Below are 22200 nucleotides of genomic sequence, written 5' to 3'. Positions count from 1 at the left end.
AAATTAAAAGTTTACTTTAAGTGAGAAACTGTATTTTCTTGCGAAAGGATAATAAATCCCTCGTTCTATTTCAACAGATGACAATCGGAACACATCAGTTAGATGTACACCTAATTTCACTCTGGATAGAGACATACTATTTGCTATACGGTCAGGTAACTGGTAGGATAAATTCAAGTTGGTAAGCGAAAGCGAATTGTCATCCTCTACAAATCGAGAACTTGCTCTTGTCTTCACCTTACTTATAATGTTTTTATAAGGAACATGATCTCCTGATCGAGCCCATCTTTGTTCTAAGACTCGTTTATCGGCATTCTCAAAAATATTTGCATTTTCAACCCGATCAATAACCGTTTGATTAAAAATCTGACCTCCCAATCGGTAGTTAAAGGTATAGTTCAAGCTAAATCCTTTATAATCGAAAGCTCCACCAAAAAAACCTTCAAATTTAGGTGTAGATTCTCCAACCACCACCAAATCTTCCGGACTCCATACATCTGTTAAACTTCCATCTTTTTTGATGAGAATTTCTTTTCCTGTAGTGGGATCAATCCCCATTGACTTTACAGCATATATCGCATTTAATGACTGTCCTTCCTTAAATTGCAAAACACTTTCTGTTGTTGTTCTATCATCGAGTGCTACATCATTGGTTGTATCATTATCACTATCCAATTCAATCTCTTTACGCATGTTCTCAATTACTTTATCGTTATATGCCTTTAAAGAGTTAGAGATTTTTTTAATGGTATTTTTGTTGTGACGAAGATTTGCAAAAAAGCTCAACATCATTCCATTTTCTTTGTTTCGAATAGGGAATGCTTGTACGCGTAGCTCATATCCTTCATTATCCACATCGCCCATGTTTGCATTAAAACTTCTAAATCCTAATGATGGAGCAACGGAAATATTCGTTAACAAATCATGTGTAGTATTCAAATAATAGTTTCCAACAACTTTAAGTCGTTCATCCAATAATCCAAACTCAACACCAAGATTTCGACTTAATGTACTTTGCCATTTTAAATCCTCATTTCCTAAAGATTTTAATACAGCCCCTGTTAGCAAACCATATCTTACATCACTTAGGTAATTGTATGTTGTTATGGCTTGATATGCATCAAAATTCTGATTTCCTGAGGTTCCCATATTGGCTGTTAATTTTAACGACGACAAAAAGAAATTATCTTTCATAAATTCCTCATTGTGCATATTCCAACCGGTACCAATAGACCAAAAAGGAGCTGTTTGCTGTAATTTTCCAAACTTTGAGGATCCATCAATACGACTTGAAGCATCAAACAAATATCTGTTGTCGTAGCTATAGTTAAAAGAAAGGAAAGAACCAGCCAACCTACTTTTCGAGTCATAACCTGTAGGCTTCGAATTAGGGCGAAATTGATTTGCAAAATTGATATGACTCAATTTATCATTCAAAAATCCAACGGCTGTATATCCCTCATTAAAATCCTGTTTGCTTTGAATTTCACCGCCAAGAACAGCATTGATTACATGATTGTTGAAATTCTTGAAATAGGAAAGAACCACATTTGCATCCAGATTCGTTGTTTTAGTATCTGAAATTGTATAAGAACCTCTTTGAAAAAAATCCTTTTCCTCAAAACCGATAAACTGAACAGATCCTGGCGAAACAAAAGATTCTGCATTAGCAAACTTTTTTGATATCGAAGCATTCCCTTTCAAACGCAATTCCGAAGTAATTTTCCAGTCCACAGATAAATTGTTTCTCACATCGATGTATTCGTTTCGATCAAAACTGTCAAAATTCTCTGCTTCGTAAAGAGGATTATATTGCTGAATCTGACTTCCTATTTCACCTTCACCAAGCTTAAATACCATATTTCCCTTATCATCAGTTGGTCTATAATATGGATTTAAGCGAACATATTGGCTAAAATTGCCATACGGACTGTTTTTAGCTTTTACATAAGTAACATCAAGCTTGTTTTTAAATACGATGTTCTTTGTGTTGTATTGTAAATAAATTCCGGTATTGTAACGATCTCTGCCAGAACCCTTCATTACACCAACGTTTTTGTTGTAACTCATTTCGAGTCCATATCGCATAAACTCATCTCCTCCCTCAAGGAAAAGTGAATGCATTTGCCCTACTGAAGTTTGCAAGGGTTTTGCTAACCAATATGTATCTACACCCGATTTTACTGCCAATAACCTCTTGTTGTAAAGAGCATCCAACTCCATTTGGTTCGCCATTCCTGTAAAATCTTTACTCCAAGTATCGTATACACCTGCCAATTTTTCTGCTTCAAGCTTCTCTTGTGCATTTAAAAGGTTGTAATCCGATAAGTCGGGTAAAGAAATATCTATACTTGAATTGTAGGTAACTTGCATTTTCCCGGCTAAAGGTTTCTTTGTTTCAATCACAACGACACCATTTGCCGCTCTTGATCCGTATATCGCTGTTGCCGAAGCATCTTTCAATATGGTAATGCTCGCGATACGATTTTTGTCGATATCAAAAACTTTTTGGGCGCTTACCTCGAATCCGTCTAAAATAAACGTAGGCATATTGGTATTTCCCTTTAGCTCTGTTTCTGATATTCCGGGAAAACTTGCTTGTCCCCTAATTTGAATGTTAGGCATGGAATTAGGGTCGGACCCCATTAAATCATTCTCAACAATTTTAAAAGAGGCATCAAAACTTTGAATCGCAGTAAAGACATCAACATTTCCAAGTTTTTCCAATTCTTCAGAACTTACAGCAACAGTTGTTCCCGTAAAACTCTCTTTGGCTTTATTAAAATAACCGGTAACAACCACTTCTCCAATCATCTCATTATCGGGATGCAATTGAATATCGAAATAATCCTTATTACTAACAGTTATTTCTTGTTCCTTGTAACCAATAGAAGAGATCGTAATGATCACCTTTTCAGCGTCTGGAATTTTAAGTGTAAACTCTCCATCAAAGTTGGTACTTACACCAATCGTGGTTCCTTTCACAACGATTGATGCTCCCGGAAGCGGCAGACCTTTTTCATCAATTACTTTTCCTTTGATTTCTTTTTCTTTTTTTTGAACTGAAATATCAGCAGATAATACTTTCTTTTTTATCAAGACATAGTCATCCACAATTTCATAGTTTAAAGATGCCTGACTACATATATTTTCCAAAGCATCCTTTAAACTGGTTTGTGAAAAATTAAGCTCAACAGTCAAATCGAGACTGACATCGCTTTCATTATACATAAAAAACACTCCTGTTTGAGACTTAAATTCCTTAAAAACCTCTCTAATTGCCATTTCACCAGTACTAACTCTAACTTGCTGTCCCAACATAACCGATGCTGTCAATTGCAAAGAGCTTACTAATACCAGAAAAACACTGATCTTCATAATACGTGCGATTTTACCAATGGTAGGTGATAAACACCTCCATTTCCTAATTTTTTTCATACATTTGGGTTTAGATTTCTTAATGCCATTGCGTCAACAATGGTTTTTAATTATCACTAACGGGAAATACGGCAAATATTTCCCGTTTTTTTGTTTATTGTCTTCCGACAATTATATACTTTCCTTTAATTGCAAAATCAACATCTGCAATACGCTCTATCATATTGAGAGCATATTCAAAGGAATTCTCTTTTTTAAATGCACCCGTAAAACGAATATGCTTGTATTCTTCACCACTAAAGAAAAATTCAACATCATACCATCTTCCTAATTGAGTCATAATATACTCGAGTTCAACATTCTCAAATTCATAAACACCACTCACCCACGAAGTATATAAGTTTGTATCCACTTCTTTGATCACAATTGGATCTTTCCCTCTTATAATTGTTGATTGATAACCTGGCTTTAAAATTTCGATTCGATTTAAATTATTGATCTGTACAGAACCTTCAATAAGCGTTGTAACAATAAAGTCCTGATCATCATAACCAGACACATTAAATTTGGTTCCTAAAACTTTCACCTTTGAATCATGTGTATGAACCACAAAAGAAGCATGTTGATTATGAGCCACTTCAAAATAAGCCTCTCCAGTCAGATAGACATCCCTTTTGTGACCATTAAACTTAACAGGGTATCGTAATTTGGTCTCGGCATTCAACCAAACTTTAGTTCCATCAGACAATGTTAAAGAATACTCCCCTCCTCTTGGCACGTCAATCGTATTGTAAAGTAATTCATTCTTTTCTGTTGGTTGAGAGAGATAGACGAGATTGTTAGCCGAATCTTTAGAAATCTGAGTTCCATCTTTCTCAGATAGCAATTGCTCACTAGCGTCTTTTAAATTTACCTTTATCCCATCAGCTAAAGTTAAAATCGCATCTTTACTTCCAGTTGGGGCAAATTCAGCAAAATTATAATCCTTTGAAAAATCAATTTTTTCAACCTGATTCATTAAAACAAGGGAGCTAACCAAGGCTATGATAAACAAAGCCGCGACATAAGGCAACCAAGCATACAATTTTCGGGGTTTCGCTTTTTGCTTTGTAATACTTGATGCTATATGATCCCAAGCCTTTTGCTTATCAACTTGATTATAAAAAGCAATTGAACGCCCTTTATAATACAAATTACAATAACAGTTAAACAGACTTATATTATCTTCTTTTTCCAAAAGAAAATCATCTAAGTCTTTTTTTTGTATATCAGACAATTCTCCTCTGAAATAGTCAATTGTCAAATTAATAATATCTTCCTCTTGTAATTTCATCCTATTAAAATTCGATCGTGTAAAACGTAATGAATCACACGCCTTTATTAATAGGATTGATAAAATATGAAATGGGTGACAAAAAAAATGAAAATAATATCAGCAATTTCTAAAAAAATCTTAGATAATGATATAATGAAAGTTACATCTGCAGATATAAATAGTGGGCAACTAATAAGAAAAAATTAGTTAATAGAAACAATCATATTCGCACAAATTGATAAAAGGCTTTATATCTGGATCATTTATTAAGCTAAGCATAATTAGAATAACAATATCCAATGAGTTTCGAAGCTGTTTCAATGCTCGTGCAAAGTGAGTTTTAATGGTATTAACAGAAACATCTAAATTTTCTGCAACTTCCTTATATTTCATGTTCTGAAAAATAATAGCCTCGAATACTATTCTGCTCTGTTCTGAAAGGTTTTCTAATTCCTGATAGAGTTTTATTTTCATTTGCTCTAAATCTTCAGGATCAAAAGAATCATCTATTAAGATATCAAACTCATCATCGATGGCGTCAATTTGATACCTATTATTCTTACGAATGTAATTCAGTGCATTGTTTTTTACAGATGTAAAAAGATAAGATTTCAAAGAGGTATTCAACTTCTCAACTCGTTTATTTTCCCAAAAACCAATAAAGATATCTTGAACCAAATCTTCAGCAAGATCAAAAGAATCAATATATTTTAAAGCGAACACGCATAGAGGAGAATAGTACATATCGAACATCTGGCGTAAACCAGACTCGTCGCCATTCCGTAACTTCTGTATAATTTTTTGCTCCTGATCATTCATAACGGGTGCTAAAAATAGAAAAGGATATTGATTTTACAAAACAACAAGAAGGTTCAAAATAATATTAATTCTTATTGTTACAACAAAATTAGGAAGAGATAAAACATTCTTTCAAAAGAAAAATGTTCCACTATGTTTAATACACATTATGGAACATTCTTATACACTAATAAGCAAACATTTAAAACAAAACGGAAGTCTCATCAATTAAATCTAGCCGATTTGTTCTTTTTATTTTTTTGATATTTAGGTTTCATTTTTAGCTCTGCTGGTCTTGAGGAGTATTCTTCTTTGCCATACTTTGGAGCTGTTTTTAAAAATTCAGGAATCTCCTTCCCTGTTTTAGCGACTCTCTCAGCCATCATTTCCAACGCTAAGGCGTAATCAAAATGAATTCTCACATCATCTCTCTTCACATCATTGTAAGCTATATAACGCAGGTATTCCACACATTTGTAAAACCACTCATCCGGATAATCTGAGCCATAACGCCTATTGAGCCTAACCATAAACTTCAGGCGATCAATCACCTTTTGTTTATCAAGTGTTCTATCTGCTATCAGTGCATCAAGCGATACAATAGCTTTTGAATAATCTTTCTCATAATAAATCTGATCAGAAATCTTCTTTAAACGCATATTAAAGGCTTTCCCTTCAAAATCGCACAATTGAGCCATAAAGTCCGCACTACAATAAGTTGTTTCTTTAGCCAATTTATTATCAACAACCTTTTTTCCAAACAAGTCGACAAATTGCGTATAATGATCAGACACTTCTTTTAAATAGGGATTATCGTATCCAGAGATACAATCCCTATACAGTTCCCATATTTTAGGATCCGTTAATTTTCCGCCATTCTTTACAACTTCATCAAAGCCTGAAATCACAGCATCTCTTTTATAAATTGATGCCATATACCTGACATAGGCAATCATAAATTCTTCGGATCGATTCCCATTATTGTACTCTGATAAAATATATTCAGATGTCATTTGAGGATTGAGTGCAGCTTTACCCAAGGCAATAAAATCTTCAGCAGACTTTCGACCGCCACTGCGATGAACCAGTTTTTCATTTTCAGGATTAATAAACGCATAAGTCGGGTATGATTGCACCACATATTGCTTTGCTAAAACTGCTCCATCATTGCTTTCAGCATCTATCTTCAGACAGATAAATTTATCGTTGTAGAAACTTCCGACTTCCGGTAAAATAAACACCTTTTTAGCCATATTAAAACAAGGGCCACACCATTGTGTATAAAAATCAATAAATATTATTTTATTTTCTTCCTTGGCCTTGGTTTTAGCCTCTTCCCAACTGCCATGAAAAAATTTGATTCCTTCTGTTGTTTCACCAAATGCATTGCTGCACAGTAAAAACAAGACCAGAACTGACACTATTTTTATCTTCATAATAAGTTCTTTTTAGTAAATGTTTTGATTTCAAAGGGAATACAACCTGTATCAAATTCCCAAAGCTTCCTCAACTTTGCTTTTTAAGGCTTCCCCATGCAAACCACTTGCAATAATCCGCCCCTGCTTATCGATTAAAACCGTAAATGGCACACCTCTCACAGCATATTGACTGACTAAAGGAGATTGCCATTTTTGAAAATCACAGACATGATTCCAGGTCAGATTATCCTTTTCAACCGCTTTTGCCCATCTCTCCTTGCTCGTATCGAGCGATACACCCAGAATTTCGAGTCCTTTTTCATGATAGGTCTGATAGAGCTTCACCATATTGGGATTCTCTTTTCGACAAGGGCCACACCAAGAGGCCCAAAAATCGATTAAAGTAATTTTCCCTTTAAAATCGGAGAGACTTATAAGTGCACCTTCCAATGATTCCATCTCGAAACCAGGTGCCTGCTGTCCGGGTGCAATGCGATTCAATTCCTCCACTCTGGTCTGAATAGCTTTATAAAGAGGATGCTGTGCATAGTCTTTTGCATAAGGCTTTAATCTGTTTTCCAGCTTCAACGCATCATTATCACTCGTATAATTCTCTTTGATTAAATACAACGAAAGTACAGGAAACTGATCCTCCTGAGTAAAGGATTTTACCAACTCCATCATATGCAATTCCAAGCGATTGATCTGCAGCTGACATTCTTTTTTTTCATCCTCATCTTTACCTTTAATTCGTCTCAATGCCAAAACCTTGCGATACAACACCTCTCTCTCGCTGGTATAACGATTCAATGCATTTTGCGTAGGTGTCCCCCTAACAACAGGCACCGTCAGATTTCGCCCATTAACCTTTGATTTGTAATCGATCTGCCCCGCTTCTAGAAAGAAATAACGAATAGGGTATTTGTAGCCTTCCACAACAATCTGACTCAATTGGGGTTGATTTCTCTTTCCCGAGAAAGAAAAAGTTCCCTGATTAATCTCAGTCGAGTCAATACAAACAAACTCTTTACCATTAAATTGTTTCAAATATGCCATCCCTTTGGAATACCCTTCGATATTTCCTTCCAAACGGAAAAAATTATCCGTATCGCCACAGGACAACAGAAACAGGGAGCATAGCACTATTAATACGTAGTTTTTTAATTTTTTCATCACACAAGTTCAAATGATTAGGTCTCAGAAATATAAAGCAGAAATTACCAATACTACATATACATTAACAAGCTGATCTTTCGAAATATCAGACCAAATGCTTCCTAATAAAGTATAGGATAAATACTTGTATAAACTCTGTTTTGGAATAAATAGTAAGAGGCTGTACCCTGTTTTTTAAGGCTGTTTATCTAAAAACTGACTTCAATACATCTTGAGTTCACAGGATACAGCCACTTTATTAACATCTTAAACTGATGCCATCAATAATTAATATCCGGGATTTTGGTCCACCGGGTTTCCATTGATTTCACTAGACGGTATGGGCAATATTCTAAAGTCCTCAATACGCTTACGATATTGTGCCTCAGCATCACTCCCTTTTGTAATTGCTTTGTCCAAAGCTTCTTTAAGAAGATCGTTTCTTTCCAACAACTTCTCTACACCAAAACGTCTCAAAGCAAAATATTCGTGTCCATTTTCGAAAGACATTTCAATTAACCATTCATTGCAAATAGCCGTTTCAATCTCCTCCTGAGTGGCATGTGGAACAGGATCTGCCCCTGCACGAGAACGGATTGCAGCAATGGGTGCATAAGCATCGTCATATGAACCACCATTGCGATATATAGCTTCAGCCTTTAACAAGTAAATTTCAGCTGTACGCATATAAATAATTGGTAAATCATTTGCTGAATTCACAAGTTTCTTAACAGTTGGATTTTTATAAACCTTACCTGCAAGCCCATAGCGGTAATCAACTTCTACCGTATCGCCAATTATGGCATTATATCTTGGATCGTTGCCTAAAAGAGTGATATAATTTGATGAAGGACCCCATTTCCCAGAACTAAAGGCTGTGATTCGACTTTCAAGATCAGGAATATCAGAAGCACCAAATACTCTTCCAAAAAGGATCTCGTTCGTACTTGACCAATCCGTAAAAACAGTTGCATAATCCGGAGCCAGAGCATTCTCGGTATGGGTTAATACTTCATCGGCCATATTAATACAATCGGAATAATTACCCATCTGAAACAAAACTCTGGTTTTATATGCCTGAGCAGCAACTTTGGATGCCTGTCCACAAGTCGAATAATCAGGGCAATTATCTATAGCTATATCCAATTCGTCGATTATCATCTGATAGGATTCAGCCACACTGGAGCGCTCTTTCTTTACATTGTCCAAGCCGGGTAGATCATTACGAATAATCAATCCCAGTTCACTATTGATGTCCCAATACTGGGTATAACGCAACATCAAGCGTTCATAAGCTACAGCCCTTAAAAAGTGTAATTCTCCAATAATTTCATCCTTACGATTTCCTTCAAAATCATTGATCCCTTCTATGGCATTCAATAAGAAATTTGAATTCTTTATCAATTCATAATCGTATCCCCAATCATAGTCACTTGTTCCAGACAACACTGGCCAGTATCGTTCGTAAAAATAAACAGCATTTCCTCTTGTCCACCAGTCGGGTTTTCTCATGGTTCCTGCTTTAAAACTTGCTGGAGCAGTTGTATAGATTGAATAATAGCCTTCTGATGGCAAATTGGAATAAACCCCAATCAATGCCAATTCTGCGGTTTTGGCATTGGTTATCGCTCCGTCTAAATCGGCCGCATAAGGGGGTAATTTATCTAATAAATCATCCGTTGAACATCCAAATATTAGGAGAGCAAACAGTAGTGTTAATATATATTTTTTCATCTGATTAGCTTTTTACAAATTCAACTTCAATCCAACTGAATAGGTTCTTATTCCGGGATAACTGGTTTCATAATTCCCCCCAAAATCTCCATAAGCATTAACTGTAGCCGGATCGGTACCAGGATAAGAGGTCAATGTGAATAAATTCGTTGCCGACACATAAACTTGCCCCTGAACTGAAAATTTCTTGATTTTAGGAAGATCGTATGAAATTCTTAGATCCTGTAATCTAAAATAAGATGCATCATATAAACTCATATTGGTTAATGCCGGAACGCCCTGTCCCAGATAGATGGCTGGTATTTTAGCATCCGTATTCTCCGGAGACCATCGATTATAAAGGTTATAATCAACAAGCCCTGCCAACTGACTTGGTACATTCTGTAAGGCTTTCCCATATTGTTTTAATCCGCCTATCTGAAATCCAAAATTGGCATTAAAAGAGAATCCCTTATAGGTAAGATTGGCAATAATACCTCCAAACAAATCGGGATCAGGATTACCAATAATCGTCCTGTCCTTAGTATCAACCTTACCATCCTTGTTAAGGTCGCTTAATTCAATATTTCCAGGATACAGATAACCATAATATGACGAGTGACCATTTTCTACAGCATTGGCATCCAGTTCATCTATACGGTCCTGATTTTGAATTATCCCATTATACTTATATCCAAAGAAAGATCCCATTGCATAACCTTCAGCCAAAACCTGAGAACCTGTTCCCTGTACAATCGCTCCACTTGAATTCTCCGTTGAGCCTTCTTCCTCTAATTTTCTGACTTCATTTTTATTGGTAGCCAGATTGATAGCCAAATCAAACTTCAGATCTTTTTGATCTATAATCTTAGCCTTAACATTAAATTCGAAGCCCTCGTTTCTAACGCTACCAATATTATAATACATGCTGTTTACAGACATACTTGAAGGAAAAGAGAAACTTCTGATTAAGTCGTCAGTATTTTTGATATAATAGCCTAAAGATCCTGTCAAACGATAATTGAATAAAGCGAAATCCAAACCGGCATCGTATAGAGTTGAAAGTTCCCACTGAATATCCTTGTTTCCAATCTGAGAATGCTCAATACCAGGTGCATCATTGTATTTGGTTGCTCGGTACAGATCTCTGTTGGAGTAACTTGATAAGTTCTGAATTCCTGTTTTTCCTGCGGAAACCTTAAGTTTTAAATCATTAATGACATCAACATCGCTTAAAAAGCTCTCCTTATTCATTCTCCAGGCAAGTGCTCCCGAAGGGAAGAAACCATAACGATTGTTCTTTCCAAACATGGAAGAACCATCGTAACGAGCCGTCACCGTTACCAGATACTTATCCTTAAACTTATAATTTAAACGACCAAAAGAAGAAAATAAGCCTTTACCTTCTTTTCCATCTGAAGATGAACCAAACTCTGTTCCGGCAGAAACATTGGTATAAATCTCATCCATGGCGAAACCATTCTTTGAGAGATATGCCCACTGACTTTCTGAGTCTTCATAAGAAACACCACCCACAAAGTCAATTGCATGAACCTCATTAAAGGTATTCACATAGCTCAAGGTATTATCGAACACAGTTCTATAGCCTCTGCTTTCTTCTTTACGCGCAGATGCCTCATTATAATAGCTTAAATAGCTGGGTTTAAATTGATAATTATAGTTCATGTACTGATTGACCGAGATACTCGACTTCAGTTTCAAACCTTTTAGAACCTCTAATTCTCCATACACACTACCCGAAATTCTGTAGTCATCAGAATTGTTTACAATCGTTGATTCGGCAACCGGGTTTATATCGTAAAAAGTAACCCCGTCTTCATCATAAACAGGCAAATCAGGACGATGCCCCTGCGCTGAAAACAGGGATGTTCCGGATTCACTTCTATCAGTATAAGACAAATTGATATTGGTTCCAATTTTAAACGTTGAACTCAAATCGATATCCAAATTCACCCGACTTGAATAACGAGTTAGATCGTCATTAACAACCATCCCTTTATGATCCAATACAGAACCTGAAACGAAATAAGAAATATTCTCACTTCCGCCACGAACGGATAAATCAAAATTTTGTCTTCTGGCTGTTTGTTTCACTTTATCAAACCAATCGGTATTGGCATCCCCCAGATATCCCCCTTCAGTATCCAAAATATCTTCAGCAGCACTGTTACCAGGGTCAACTTCTAAGGTTGCATTAGCCAAATCGGTTAAATAAGAACGAAATTGATCTCCATCAAGCATGGAGAAATTCTTGATTTGCGTATCAAAAGAAGCAATATAGTTGACATTAAACTTTGCTTTCTCATTTAGACGGCCTCTTTTGGTCGTAATCATCACTACACCATTGGCTGCACGGGAACCATAAATAGCCGATGCCGATGCATCCTTAAGCACATCTACCGAAGCGATATCTGAAGGAGGTATCGCATTTAAGATCTCAGCATCGTCAGTGGGTATCCCATCAATCACATACAAAGGTTCATTACTCCCTGAAAGAGACGTCGCTCCCCTAACTCTTACCCTTACAGATTCACCTGGCCGCCCTGTGTTACCACTAACCATTACACCTGCAGCCATATTTTGTAATAAAGAGGTTGAAGAGGGAACATTTTTCATTTCCAGATCCTTCTCTGAAATACGAGCCACTGAACCGGTAAAATCTCTTACAGCTGTTGTTCCATAACCAACCACGACCACTTCATCCATCATACCTTTGTCCTGCTTAAGCACAATTGTATATTGAGTTTTATCACCCAGTTTGATTTCTTGTGGAATCATACCGATAAATGAGACCACTAAAGTCTCAGCATTTTCGGGTATTTTCAAGGTAAATTCACCGTTGGTATTGGTTGCTGAACCAATTGTTGTGCCTTTTACAATCACAGAAACACCTGGTAAAGGAGAACCGGATTTGTCGGTCACCTTACCTCTAATTTCTTTTTTCTCTTGAACAGGTTTTTGAACAGATTTAAGTTCTTTTTTAGTAAAAACAACAAAGTCTTCAATAATTTCGTATTCAAAAGGAATTTGCTTACAAATCTCATTAAGAGCTGATTCCAAACTCACATTTTGCATATCAAGATCTACTCTGTACGAAGCATTCACATCTTCTTCATTATACATAAAGTAAGTTCCTGTTTGTTCCTTTAATTCACTCAAGACAGTTCTTAAAGAAGCCTCACCGATATTAATACTCACTTGCTGTCCCAACAGCACAGAAGCTGATAACTGGAAGGTAAAAGCGAAAAATAGAATCAAACTTAGCTTCATAACGAGCAGTGTTTTTCTTATGGCTGGTGATAAACACCGCCACTTCAGGTTTTTTTTCATAACTTTAGGGTCTAGATTTATACTTCCATTGACATCAAATCTCAATGGATGGTTAATAATTAAACAGGGAATGTGGCCGCATTTCCTGTTTTTTTTTCATTTTGCTGGTGGCCGCCAACAAAACATTATCTAATCAGTAGGTCGACCTACTATAATTTTATCATCTTTAATTGCAAATTTCACATTTGCCATCTTTTCTATCATATCAAGGGCAAAGTCTATCGATTTCTCTCTTTTTACTGCACCTGTAAATCGCAGTTGACGATACTGGTTTTCAACAAAAAAGAATTCCACACTGTACCATCGGCTTAACTGGTGGCAAATATCTTCAAGTGAATGATTTTTAAATTCAAACACACCTTTCGTCCAGGATGTATACAAATCGGTATTAACGGCTTGTATTTGAAAGACATTATCGCCTCTTTTTATGACAGCCTGAAATCCTGGCTTTAAAATTGTTTGTTCACCCAGAGAGCTCAGCTCAACACTGCCTTCAACCAAGGTGGTGGCAATCAATTCCTTATCATCGTAGGTCGAAACATTAAACTTTGTCCCCAGAACTTTCACTTTTGTATCGCGAACTTTTAATATAAAAGGCTGTTGGGGATTATGTGCCACTTCAAAATATCCCTCACCGGTCAACTCAACCTGACGTGTTTTACCAGTAAACTGCACCGGATATCTTAAAGAAGATTCAGAATTCAACCAGACCCGGGTTCCGTCAGCTAAGGTTAAATTATACTCACCTCCCCTGGGTATATCAATCCGATTGTAAATCAATTTTGTTTTACGAGACTGATGATTGGTATAAGTCAGGCTATTTGAAGAATCTTTTTTAATGCGTGTTCCATCAATTTCTGAAATGACTTTAGTGAGATTTTCTTCAAGTTTCAGTTTCTGACCTCCCTCAAGAGTTAGAATTGCTTTTTTAGTGCCAATGGTCGATACTTCAGCAAAATTGTAAATCTTATTGGAATCAAAATCGGAATTTACCTGATGAAGTACAAAATAACTCACCAAGGAAACAACCACAACTGCAGCAACCTGAGGCAACCATGTTTTTAGTTTTCTTAATTTAGTTTCCTTTTTAGGCTTCTTTAATGACTTGCTAATCTTTGTCCAGGCCTCTTCTGATTTTATTTGATCAAACTGACTAACAGCTTTACCTTCCTTTAATAAGGCCAGATACTTCGCAAATCGATGAGCGTGATCCGGATCTGCATCCAACCACTCACTCAATTCATTAATCCCCTCATCAGAAATAACTCTCTCCTGATAAGCGATAATTAATGAGATAATATGTTCTTCGGAAAATTTCATTTTTGCATGCTTTTACCCCTATAAGTGATAATCTTAAAAATGGGTGACAAAAAAAATGAACTATTTTCAATTTTCTTATAAAAGAAATAGATGACAGGCTAAAAATGAAACTTGTGTGGATGAGAATCTCTTAAAAAAGACAGTCGGGAATACACGTTATTTAGGGGAGCATAATCATTAAAAGGATATCCAATGAACTTCGTAATTGTTTCAAAGCTCTGGAATAATGCGTTTTAACTGTATTGAGAGATATATTTAATTCGGCCGCAACATCGGCATACTTCATTTTTTCAAAAACAATGCCTTCAAATACTTTTTTACACTGTTCTGGCAATTGTTCTATTTCGTGATAAAGCTTTTCCCTTCGATCTTCCAATTTATGAAACTCAAATTCATCTTCAATAATAATGTAAGCCTGATTATCAATTTCCTCAAAGCGAAACCTTCTATCTTGCTTAATTGCATTAATAGAATTGTTTTTAACGATACTAAACAAATAGGCTTTTATTGAACCTGTAAAATTGATTAACCTGTTTTTTTCCCATAAGGTAATAAAGGCTTCCTGAACAATATCTTCAGCCTTTTCGAAGGAATCGAAATACTTATAGGCAAAAATACAAAGGGACGAATAATACAAATCGAACATGAGGCGGAGACCTGATTCGTCCCCACTTTTAAATTTTCTGATGATATCTTGTTCCTGGCTGTCCATTTTCTGCCGATAAAAGTAAGAAAGCTATGCTAATATGCAAATCTCTTTATATTCAATCTAAATCAACCAAATACGAATCATCCCTCATTTACCATTAATTTACAGTCGCTTAAACCAATATATGGTTCATTAGAATTTATGCATATTTAAACTTTTAAATACGATCGATACAAAAAAACTCAGCATTTTGCTGAGTTTTTAAAATCATATATTAAAATTGGATTTAGTCCCAATTTAAGATAACTTTTCCACAATTACCTTCTTCCATAATATCAAAACCTTTTTGGAAATCTGCCGCATCGAATCGGTGAGAAATCATTGGAGAAAGATCCAAACCACTCATCAACATTTGTTCCATTTGGTACCATGTTTCGTACATTTCACGACCATAAATTCCTTTCAACTGAAGACCTTTGAAAATGATGTTACTCCAGTTTACCTGAGTTTGTGATGGTAAAATCCCTAGCAAAGAAATCTTACCCGAATTGTACATATGAGAAACCATATCGTTGAAAGCTGCAGGCGCACCCGAACATTCCAATCCTATATCAAAACCAATCATACCTAATTCCTTAATCACATCATCAAGGCTTTCTTCCATAGGATTCACAACGCGTGTCGCTCCCATTTTCTTAGCCAACTCAATTCTGTAAGGATTAGTTTCAGTTGCCACAACGTAACGCGCACCAGCAAATTTGGCAATGGCAACGGCCATAGAACCAATAAGACCAGCACCGGTAACAAGCACATCTTCACCAATTAGAGAAAAGGACAGAGCAGTATGAGTCGCATTTCCAAAAGGATCCATGATTGCCAACAATTCGTCCTCAATCTCATCGCTCATTTTCATCAGGTTCGATGCAGGAATAGCAGCGTACTCAGCAAAAATACCATCGATGTTTACACCAATACCTACTGTGTTTTCGCAAACGTGCTTACGACCTCTACGACAGTTTCTACAGTGTCCACAAGCAATATGACCTTCACCTGTTACACGATCACCAATTTTAAAGCCAGTTACACCAGCACCCATTTCAGCAACCTCACCCACATACTCATGACCGATAATCATTCCGGGTTTAATTGTATTTTGAGCCCATTCATCCCATTTGTAAATGTGTAAATCGGTACCGCAAATAGCAGTTTTTCTGATTTTTACAAGAACATCGTTAATGCCTACTTTAGGCATATCGACTTCTTCCATCCACAAGCCTTTCTCAGCTTTGGATTTTACTAGAGCCTTCATTTTAGCCATTGTCGTATTATTAAGTAAATCTGTGAGTTAAAGTGTTTTGTATTTAATTTAAAGACCTCAGAAAAGCCCTTTTATTATTTCCCGAAAATAATAAAAACAAAGCTAGAATATCAATATGTCAAAAAGAAATTAACGAAAGAAACAAAATAAATCAATATTGGCAATTAATACCCCAAGTTATCAAACAATTGCACAATAATCAGAATCCCTAATCAATTATAAATTTTTAAAACAAAAACTGCAGACATCTGGCTTATTGCTCCATGTCTGCAGTTTTAATCAAAAACCTCACCTATAAAGCAACAGCAAAGCCTTTGTGTTCACTTAAATTAGTTTTCACCCTTGAGGAATTTATCAGACCACAAGTCTTTCTTTTGATCCTGAGGAGCTAGTTTCACTGATTTTTCTGCTTGAACTTTCGCCTCCTTATTTTGTCCTGCTTTATTTAATAAAAAAGCGTAAGTATCAATATTTGCAAAATTGGCATTCAATTCTACAGAACGTTTAGCCATCTTAAGAGCTGTATCTATAAGCCCATTTCCCAAATCTTCTTTAACTTCTGCAATTGTCCAGGCATAACGATTTAAATTCTCTGAATTATCAAAATCATACTTCACTGCATAATCAGCCATTGCCTGGTAGAACTTTTTCTGGTCAGGATCTCTTCGAAGCATATTCATATCCAAAAATGCAACCACTTTGGCTCCTACTTCTTGGTCAAGAGCAATTAATTCTTTCTTCTTAAGATCAAGGGCTTCCATATCGCCTTTACGAGCCAATTGTCCCATTTCTCCAAGCATGGTATACTCTAAAAATTGGTCAACTTGCGCTTTATCAGCTACAGCATAAAATTTAGTCTTATTTTTCAACACAAAGTGAAAAACAGGATTTGATGTACTTTTAATTGTACTTGCAATTAAATCTGCATCTTTGGCATTGATTAAATCTTCAACTTTTTTGCTTGAAAAATAGCTATCAACAGCCTCTTTGGTATCGATACCCGCTTTTGCAGAAGTCAAGATATATTTTTGCATGAATTCCGAACTGCGATCTCCATTTTCATATTGCTTATTCAAAGCCGACCAATTGTTCTTAGTATCCAAAGCCAAGCTTGCAGTTGCTAATAATGAATTTGCATCACCAGCTCCCACCATCTTATGCTGAATATTGCCCTCGGCATCCAACCATAATAAAGTCGGGAAAGCAGCAACCTGATATTTTCCCATTAGAGGTTTACCTTCTTCCGATTCCATATCCATTTTCACATTTACGAAATTCTGATTAAAAAAATCACCCACTTCTTTTTGTGTGAAAATATTCTTTGCCAAATACTTACATGGACCACACCATGTGGTGTAACAATCCACAAACACGATTTTGTTTTCTTTCTTTGCTTTGGCTAAAGCCTCGTCAAAAGTACCATGTTCGAATTGAATCCCTTGTGAAAACACATTGCTACAGATTAATAATGCAGCAAACATTACGATTATTTTCTTCATCTAATTTTAATGTTAAAGGCATCATCCTTATTAGGTTGATTCCAATTGGGTTAGTATTTAATTATACGTTTATAGTAGAGACACCAATCAAAAGGTTTTGGGTGAAGGAACACTTCTTTTTTTAACATTCTTTATACATTTAAATAAAAAATCTTCACCGAACCAAGGATTAAAACAAAACATAAAAAAAACACCTCTCTATAAATAACAATTAAAATATTCTATATAATAATCGGATACAAGAACTTAATCCACAACCACATATTAAAACAAATGAATCCAGAACCTATAGGATCTGGATTTAAAAAAAAATGAAGTCAAAACTCATTCATCTAAGCTTGGATTATAAAATATTTGGTAGATCAATCTAAGTCAATACACATCCTCATGATAACGAGCTTCTTGTTGCAGACCATCGAAATATGCTAAAGCTTGTTCCTTATCCATTCCAAATTCAATCTGAAATAATTCAATCAGGTTTTCAGTCACTGCTTTTCCCATTGCAACAGCCCCACAGACGTAGATATGAGCCCCTTTCTCTAACCAGTTAATAATCTCTTTCCCCTTTTCCTTAATTCGATCCTGAACGTAAACTTTCTTTTCATCATCACGTGAAAAAGCCAAATCCAAACGTGTTAATAAACCTTCATTTTTAAAATTTTCAAGCTCTTTTTGATAGAGAAAATCGTGTTCTCTTTGTTTTTCACCAAAAATCAACCAATTCGTGCCAGATGCCCCTCTTGCTTTTCTTTCCTTCAAAAAAGACAAATAAGGCGCTATTCCAGTACCAGCCCCAATCATAATAACAGGAAGCTCATCTGCAGGAAGGCGAAATGCTTCATTAGGGATAAACTGTACTTTCAAACCAGACCCCAACTGCAAACCTTTATTTAGATATGAAGAACAAGCTCCAATACGATCGCGATTAACGGCAGAGTAATTAAACTGTTTCACCGTCAAGTGTACCTCATCGGGAGTTTCTTTTATACTGGATGAAATTGAATACAAGCGACGCTGAGCTTTACAAAGAATTTGGACAAAATCATCGGCTTCAATCTCACAAGGAAAATCCGTAATCAGATCGTAGACATCGGCATATTGCAAATAGCTATGCAATTCGGATTGATTCGCACACAAAGCTGCCAGTTTTTGATCCCCGCAATGTTCTAAATAGGCTCGAAGTACCTCTTCGGTTAAACAAGTCAGTTCCAGTTTAACTGCCAGTAACTCTTCGATACTTTTCTTCTTATCCTTATATTTGACTATAGTCTCGTGTGAATACCCCAATTTTATCATGATTCGAACCACCAAGGAATAAGGATTCTTTGGTTTTATACTTACGGTATCACCAGGTTGATAAGTAAAGTCAGGATGATCAGTTTGGAAAACCAAATGATTGATCTCACTTTCTGATTTCTCACCACTGACACGATATTTTTCCTTCAGCTTAAGTGTAAAAGTTGGCCCTAAAGCATGCTGACCAAATTGCAAAGCCACAGCATCACCGTTCACTCTATTCTGAAATTTATTTAATAAATCAGAAGCCCATCGTTCAGCCTTCGTTTTAAAGGCCAAATCACAAGTCGTAAGCTCAACGTAACGCGTGGCTCCCAGGATTCTCAATTGTTGATCAATATCCTTACCTGTTTGGCAGAAAAATTGATAACTCGAATCACCTAAAGCACATACAGAAAAATTCAAATTTGGTAATTGAGGAACCTTAGCTCCCATCAGAAATTTATAAAACTGCTGAGCCTGAGCTGGAGGATCCCCCTCGCCTCTCGTACTCACAACAATAAAGAGATACTTCTCATTCACCAAATTACTGACATCGTAATCAGACATGCTATAGACAGCAGGTTCCAATTCGTACTTGGCAAATTGTATTTTGATTTGTTCAGCTATAAAGGCAGAATTTCCCGATTTCCCACCATAAAGAATTGTAATGGGAGACGCAAAACTCTTAATATTTTGTATTGAAAAAGCCTGAGATTTAGGCTTAAGTATATATTGATTCATCTGGACCGAATTAATTTTCGGATAAAGATATCCTTAATTATTCGTATTTGGAATCAAACTAAATAAAAACAATGCATTATAACTTAAATTCAGGATTGTAAATTAGACCAATAATATTCCCCCAGAGATCATAAACACTCGCAACCATCAATTCTCCTCCTACATTAGTCGGTTTTTCGTGTTCTTTTGCACCTGATTCCAACATATTTGTATAAACCATATTGATATCATTCACTCCCCAATATGCAATAACGCCTTCACCTTTAGTGGCTTCGCCCTTATCTTCCGGAAGTAATCCCAATTCATAACCACCTATATTAAAGCCCACATAAAATGGTTCATCAAAATAAGGCTGCGTTTCAAAAACTTTTGAATACCAATCTTTTGCTTTAAGTAAATTTTCAACTTTATAAACCACTGTTCTCAATCCGAGTATCTCTTCTTTTTTCATAACACAAAATTTAATTTATGGATGTAGTATCACTGCATCATTAGACTACTGTCTAAATTTATAAAATTCAAAAATGCAATCAAACTTTACTGCATCTTATGTCATTAGAATTTCTTTATAAATCGACCTCAATAGAATTTCAATTTGCAATAACCGATTTAAAGACCCAAAACTCCTTTTACACTCATTTCCTAGACATTACATAAAGATAAAACACCTATTTAGAACCAAAAATACAGGAATATAAAACACAAGAACAACGAACAAACACCAAATATACTGTTTAGTAAAGCCTTAAGTAAAATGATTTCACCAGACAAATCAATTATGATTACCTAACAAAAAAGTAAAATCAGCAAAATCATTTATCAATCAAAAAACACCATTCATAAACGATAAATAAACACTTATGAAATAAAAAAATTAACAGTATAAAACAGCCTGAAAATATTTCAATTGATCTCTTGACTATTCTAATTATTCCTTAAAATTTGTTTTAAACTTTTTTAACATTCAAAAAAAAATCAAAAAAAATCAAAATTCACGCATGGGTTATAAACAGTACAACACAGAAAAAAATATATGAGAAATATCATGTTTTACCTATAGGAAATGAACCTGCCTATTTATTTTTATAAAAAACAATCCCTATATTCGACCGAATTTTAATAAACCCAAATTTAAATTTTAACCCCAAAACAAATTATTTATGAAAAGAATTTTTCTTTCAGTAGCATGTTTGGCTCTAGTTTTAGGATCATGTCAAAACAATGCGAATGAAATTAAACCCGACCAACAAGAAGTTACTGTAGATATGAGTGATTTCTATGTTTACACAAGTGATGATAACACTACAAAATCAGGACATATTCATGGTCCTCAGTGTGGTAGTATGAAAGTATTAAACCGCCAACTAAAAGAAAACCCTAGCTTAGAAAACCGTATGTATAATATTGAAAAACATACGAGAAAGTTAATTGCAGCTAAAAGCGCAACAAATGCAAGCTCGAAGAAACCAGGTGGTGGTGGAACAACAGGACCAATTCCTTATCAAGGAAGTATTACAATTCCTGTTATCGTAAATATTCTAGAGGATGCTAACCATCCTGTTACTCAGGCTCATATTAATTCTCAAATTGCAATCTTAAATGAGGATTATAATGATATGAACCCTGCTACAGGTGGAGTACCTAGTGAATTCAACAATGCTGTAGCAAATGTTGACATTACATTTGTATTAGCAGGTGTAAACAGAAAAGCTTCAACTAGAACATCTTGGGGAACCAATGACGAAATGAAACATTCAAACCTAGGTGGTATGGATGCAGTTGATCCTGCTCGCAACTTGAACTTATGGGTTTGTGAAATTGGTGGTGGTATCTTGGGATATGCTCAATTTCCTGGTGGTGAATTAGACACTGACGGTGTTGTTATTGGTAGCGATTACTTTGGTGAAAATGCTGCTGGTGGTCAATATGGTCATGGTAGAACAGCAACTCACGAAGTAGGTCACTGGTTGAACCTTCGCCACATCTGGGGTGATGGTGGTTGCAGACAAGATGACTTTGTAACTGATACTCCAAGTTCTGACCGTGCTAACTACGGTTGTCCAGCTTATCCAACAGTTCACTGTAGAACTAATGACATGACAATGAACTACATGGATTATGTAGATGATAATTGCATGTATATGTTCACTAACGGACAGAACGATAGAATGAGAGCTATCTTTGGAACAGGTGGAGCAAGAGAAACATTTGTACAGTAAGCTCTATTGATTTATTAAAATTCAACTAAAGGCGCCTTTATGGCGCCT

Annotated in this window: 14 protein-coding genes; 1 reads left to right on the top strand and 13 read right to left on the bottom strand. The window is 35.7% G+C overall.

All coding sequences use genetic code 11. The features are described 5' to 3' along the window. Positions 1-3: 3 nt before the first annotated feature. From EO244_RS12130 to EO244_RS12070, 13 genes are all read right to left on the bottom strand, one after another. Positions 4-3438 (bottom strand): SusC/RagA family TonB-linked outer membrane protein, encoded by a 3435-nt coding sequence (locus EO244_RS12130; RefSeq protein ID WP_129254946.1) that lies wholly within the window; start codon positions 3436-3438, stop codon positions 4-6. A gap of 94 nt (positions 3439-3532) precedes the next feature. Next, entirely contained in the window at positions 3533-4711 is a 1179-nt protein-coding gene (locus tag EO244_RS12125) for a FecR family protein (protein ID WP_129254945.1), read from the bottom strand. 189 nt (positions 4712-4900) lie between these two features. Next, positions 4901-5512: an RNA polymerase sigma-70 factor gene (locus EO244_RS12120; protein WP_129254944.1), complete on the bottom strand. Its 612-nt coding sequence runs from the start codon at positions 5510-5512 to the stop codon at positions 4901-4903. A 203-nt stretch (positions 5513-5715) separates the two neighbouring features. Beyond that, complete coding sequence (locus EO244_RS12115) at positions 5716-6927, bottom strand: thioredoxin family protein (protein ID WP_129254943.1); 1212 nt, start codon at positions 6925-6927, stop codon at positions 5716-5718. A gap of 51 nt (positions 6928-6978) precedes the next feature. After that, a complete protein-coding gene (locus tag EO244_RS12110) occupies positions 6979-8082 on the bottom strand; it encodes a TlpA disulfide reductase family protein (RefSeq protein ID WP_129254942.1) in 1104 nt (367 codons plus the stop codon). Positions 8083-8352: 270 nt separating this feature from the next. Continuing rightward, complete coding sequence (locus EO244_RS12105; RefSeq protein ID WP_129254941.1) at positions 8353-9798, bottom strand: RagB/SusD family nutrient uptake outer membrane protein; 1446 nt, start codon at positions 9796-9798, stop codon at positions 8353-8355. A 12-nt stretch (positions 9799-9810) separates the two neighbouring features. Beyond that, the gene (locus EO244_RS12100; RefSeq protein ID WP_129254940.1) at positions 9811-13128 is read right to left on the bottom strand and encodes a TonB-dependent receptor; all 3318 of its coding nucleotides are present in this window, start codon (positions 13126-13128) and stop codon (positions 9811-9813) included. Between the two features lie 129 nt (positions 13129-13257). Then, complete coding sequence (locus EO244_RS12095; RefSeq protein WP_129254939.1) at positions 13258-14448, bottom strand: FecR family protein; 1191 nt, start codon at positions 14446-14448, stop codon at positions 13258-13260. A gap of 160 nt (positions 14449-14608) precedes the next feature. Beyond that, on the bottom strand, positions 14609-15160 hold the full coding sequence (locus tag EO244_RS12090) for an RNA polymerase sigma factor (RefSeq protein ID WP_129254938.1): 552 nt from the start codon (positions 15158-15160) through the stop codon (positions 14609-14611). Positions 15161-15383: 223 nt separating this feature from the next. Continuing rightward, complete coding sequence (gene tdh / locus EO244_RS12085) at positions 15384-16415, bottom strand: L-threonine 3-dehydrogenase (protein WP_241687979.1); 1032 nt, start codon at positions 16413-16415, stop codon at positions 15384-15386. 329 nt (positions 16416-16744) lie between these two features. Beyond that, complete coding sequence (locus EO244_RS12080; RefSeq protein ID WP_129254937.1) at positions 16745-17914, bottom strand: thioredoxin family protein; 1170 nt, start codon at positions 17912-17914, stop codon at positions 16745-16747. Between the two features lie 372 nt (positions 17915-18286). Continuing rightward, positions 18287-19933 carry a diflavin oxidoreductase gene (locus EO244_RS12075; RefSeq protein WP_129254936.1) on the bottom strand — a complete coding sequence of 549 codons (1647 nt, stop codon included), beginning with the start codon at positions 19931-19933 and terminating at the stop codon, positions 18287-18289. Positions 19934-20009: 76 nt separating this feature from the next. Continuing rightward, the gene (locus EO244_RS12070; RefSeq protein ID WP_129254935.1) at positions 20010-20384 is read right to left on the bottom strand and encodes a VOC family protein; all 375 of its coding nucleotides are present in this window, start codon (positions 20382-20384) and stop codon (positions 20010-20012) included. 709 nt (positions 20385-21093) lie between these two features. Here EO244_RS12070 and EO244_RS12065 point away from each other — a divergent pair. Next, positions 21094-22152, top strand: coding sequence for a zinc metalloprotease (locus EO244_RS12065; RefSeq protein WP_129254934.1), 1059 nt, complete (start codon positions 21094-21096; stop codon positions 22150-22152). The last annotated feature ends 48 nt before the right edge of the window (positions 22153-22200 follow it).

The organism is Ancylomarina salipaludis (assembly GCF_004122035.1).
GTDB lineage: Bacteria > Bacteroidota > Bacteroidia > Bacteroidales > Marinifilaceae > Ancylomarina > Ancylomarina salipaludis.
Note: the sequence above shows the minus strand (reverse complement) of the source record. Positions and strands in the feature narration are given on the sequence as shown.

Bases quoted from the DNA above. Each gene is read 5' to 3' on its own strand.
- EO244_RS12130 (WP_129254946.1), bottom strand. From the start codon at position 3,438: ATGAAAAAAATTAGGAAATGGAGGTGTTTATCACCTACCATTGGTAAA.
- EO244_RS12125 (WP_129254945.1), bottom strand. From the start codon at position 4,711: ATGAAATTACAAGAGGAAGATATTATTAATTTGACAATTGACTATTTC.
- EO244_RS12120 (WP_129254944.1), bottom strand. From the start codon at position 5,512: ATGAATGATCAGGAGCAAAAAATTATACAGAAGTTACGGAATGGCGAC.
- EO244_RS12115 (WP_129254943.1), bottom strand. From the start codon at position 6,927: ATGAAGATAAAAATAGTGTCAGTTCTGGTCTTGTTTTTACTGTGCAGC.
- EO244_RS12110 (WP_129254942.1), bottom strand. From the start codon at position 8,082: ATGAAAAAATTAAAAAACTACGTATTAATAGTGCTATGCTCCCTGTTT.
- EO244_RS12105 (WP_129254941.1), bottom strand. From the start codon at position 9,798: ATGAAAAAATATATATTAACACTACTGTTTGCTCTCCTAATATTTGGA.
- EO244_RS12100 (WP_129254940.1), bottom strand. From the start codon at position 13,128: ATGAAAAAAAACCTGAAGTGGCGGTGTTTATCACCAGCCATAAGAAAA.
- EO244_RS12095 (WP_129254939.1), bottom strand. From the start codon at position 14,448: ATGAAATTTTCCGAAGAACATATTATCTCATTAATTATCGCTTATCAG.
- EO244_RS12090 (WP_129254938.1), bottom strand. From the start codon at position 15,160: ATGGACAGCCAGGAACAAGATATCATCAGAAAATTTAAAAGTGGGGAC.
- tdh (WP_241687979.1), bottom strand. From the start codon at position 16,415: ATGGCTAAAATGAAGGCTCTAGTAAAATCCAAAGCTGAGAAAGGCTTG.
- EO244_RS12080 (WP_129254937.1), bottom strand. From the start codon at position 17,914: ATGAAGAAAATAATCGTAATGTTTGCTGCATTATTAATCTGTAGCAAT.
- EO244_RS12075 (WP_129254936.1), bottom strand. From the start codon at position 19,933: ATGAATCAATATATACTTAAGCCTAAATCTCAGGCTTTTTCAATACAA.
- EO244_RS12070 (WP_129254935.1), bottom strand. From the start codon at position 20,384: ATGAAAAAAGAAGAGATACTCGGATTGAGAACAGTGGTTTATAAAGTT.
- EO244_RS12065 (WP_129254934.1), top strand. From the start codon at position 21,094: ATGAAAAGAATTTTTCTTTCAGTAGCATGTTTGGCTCTAGTTTTAGGA.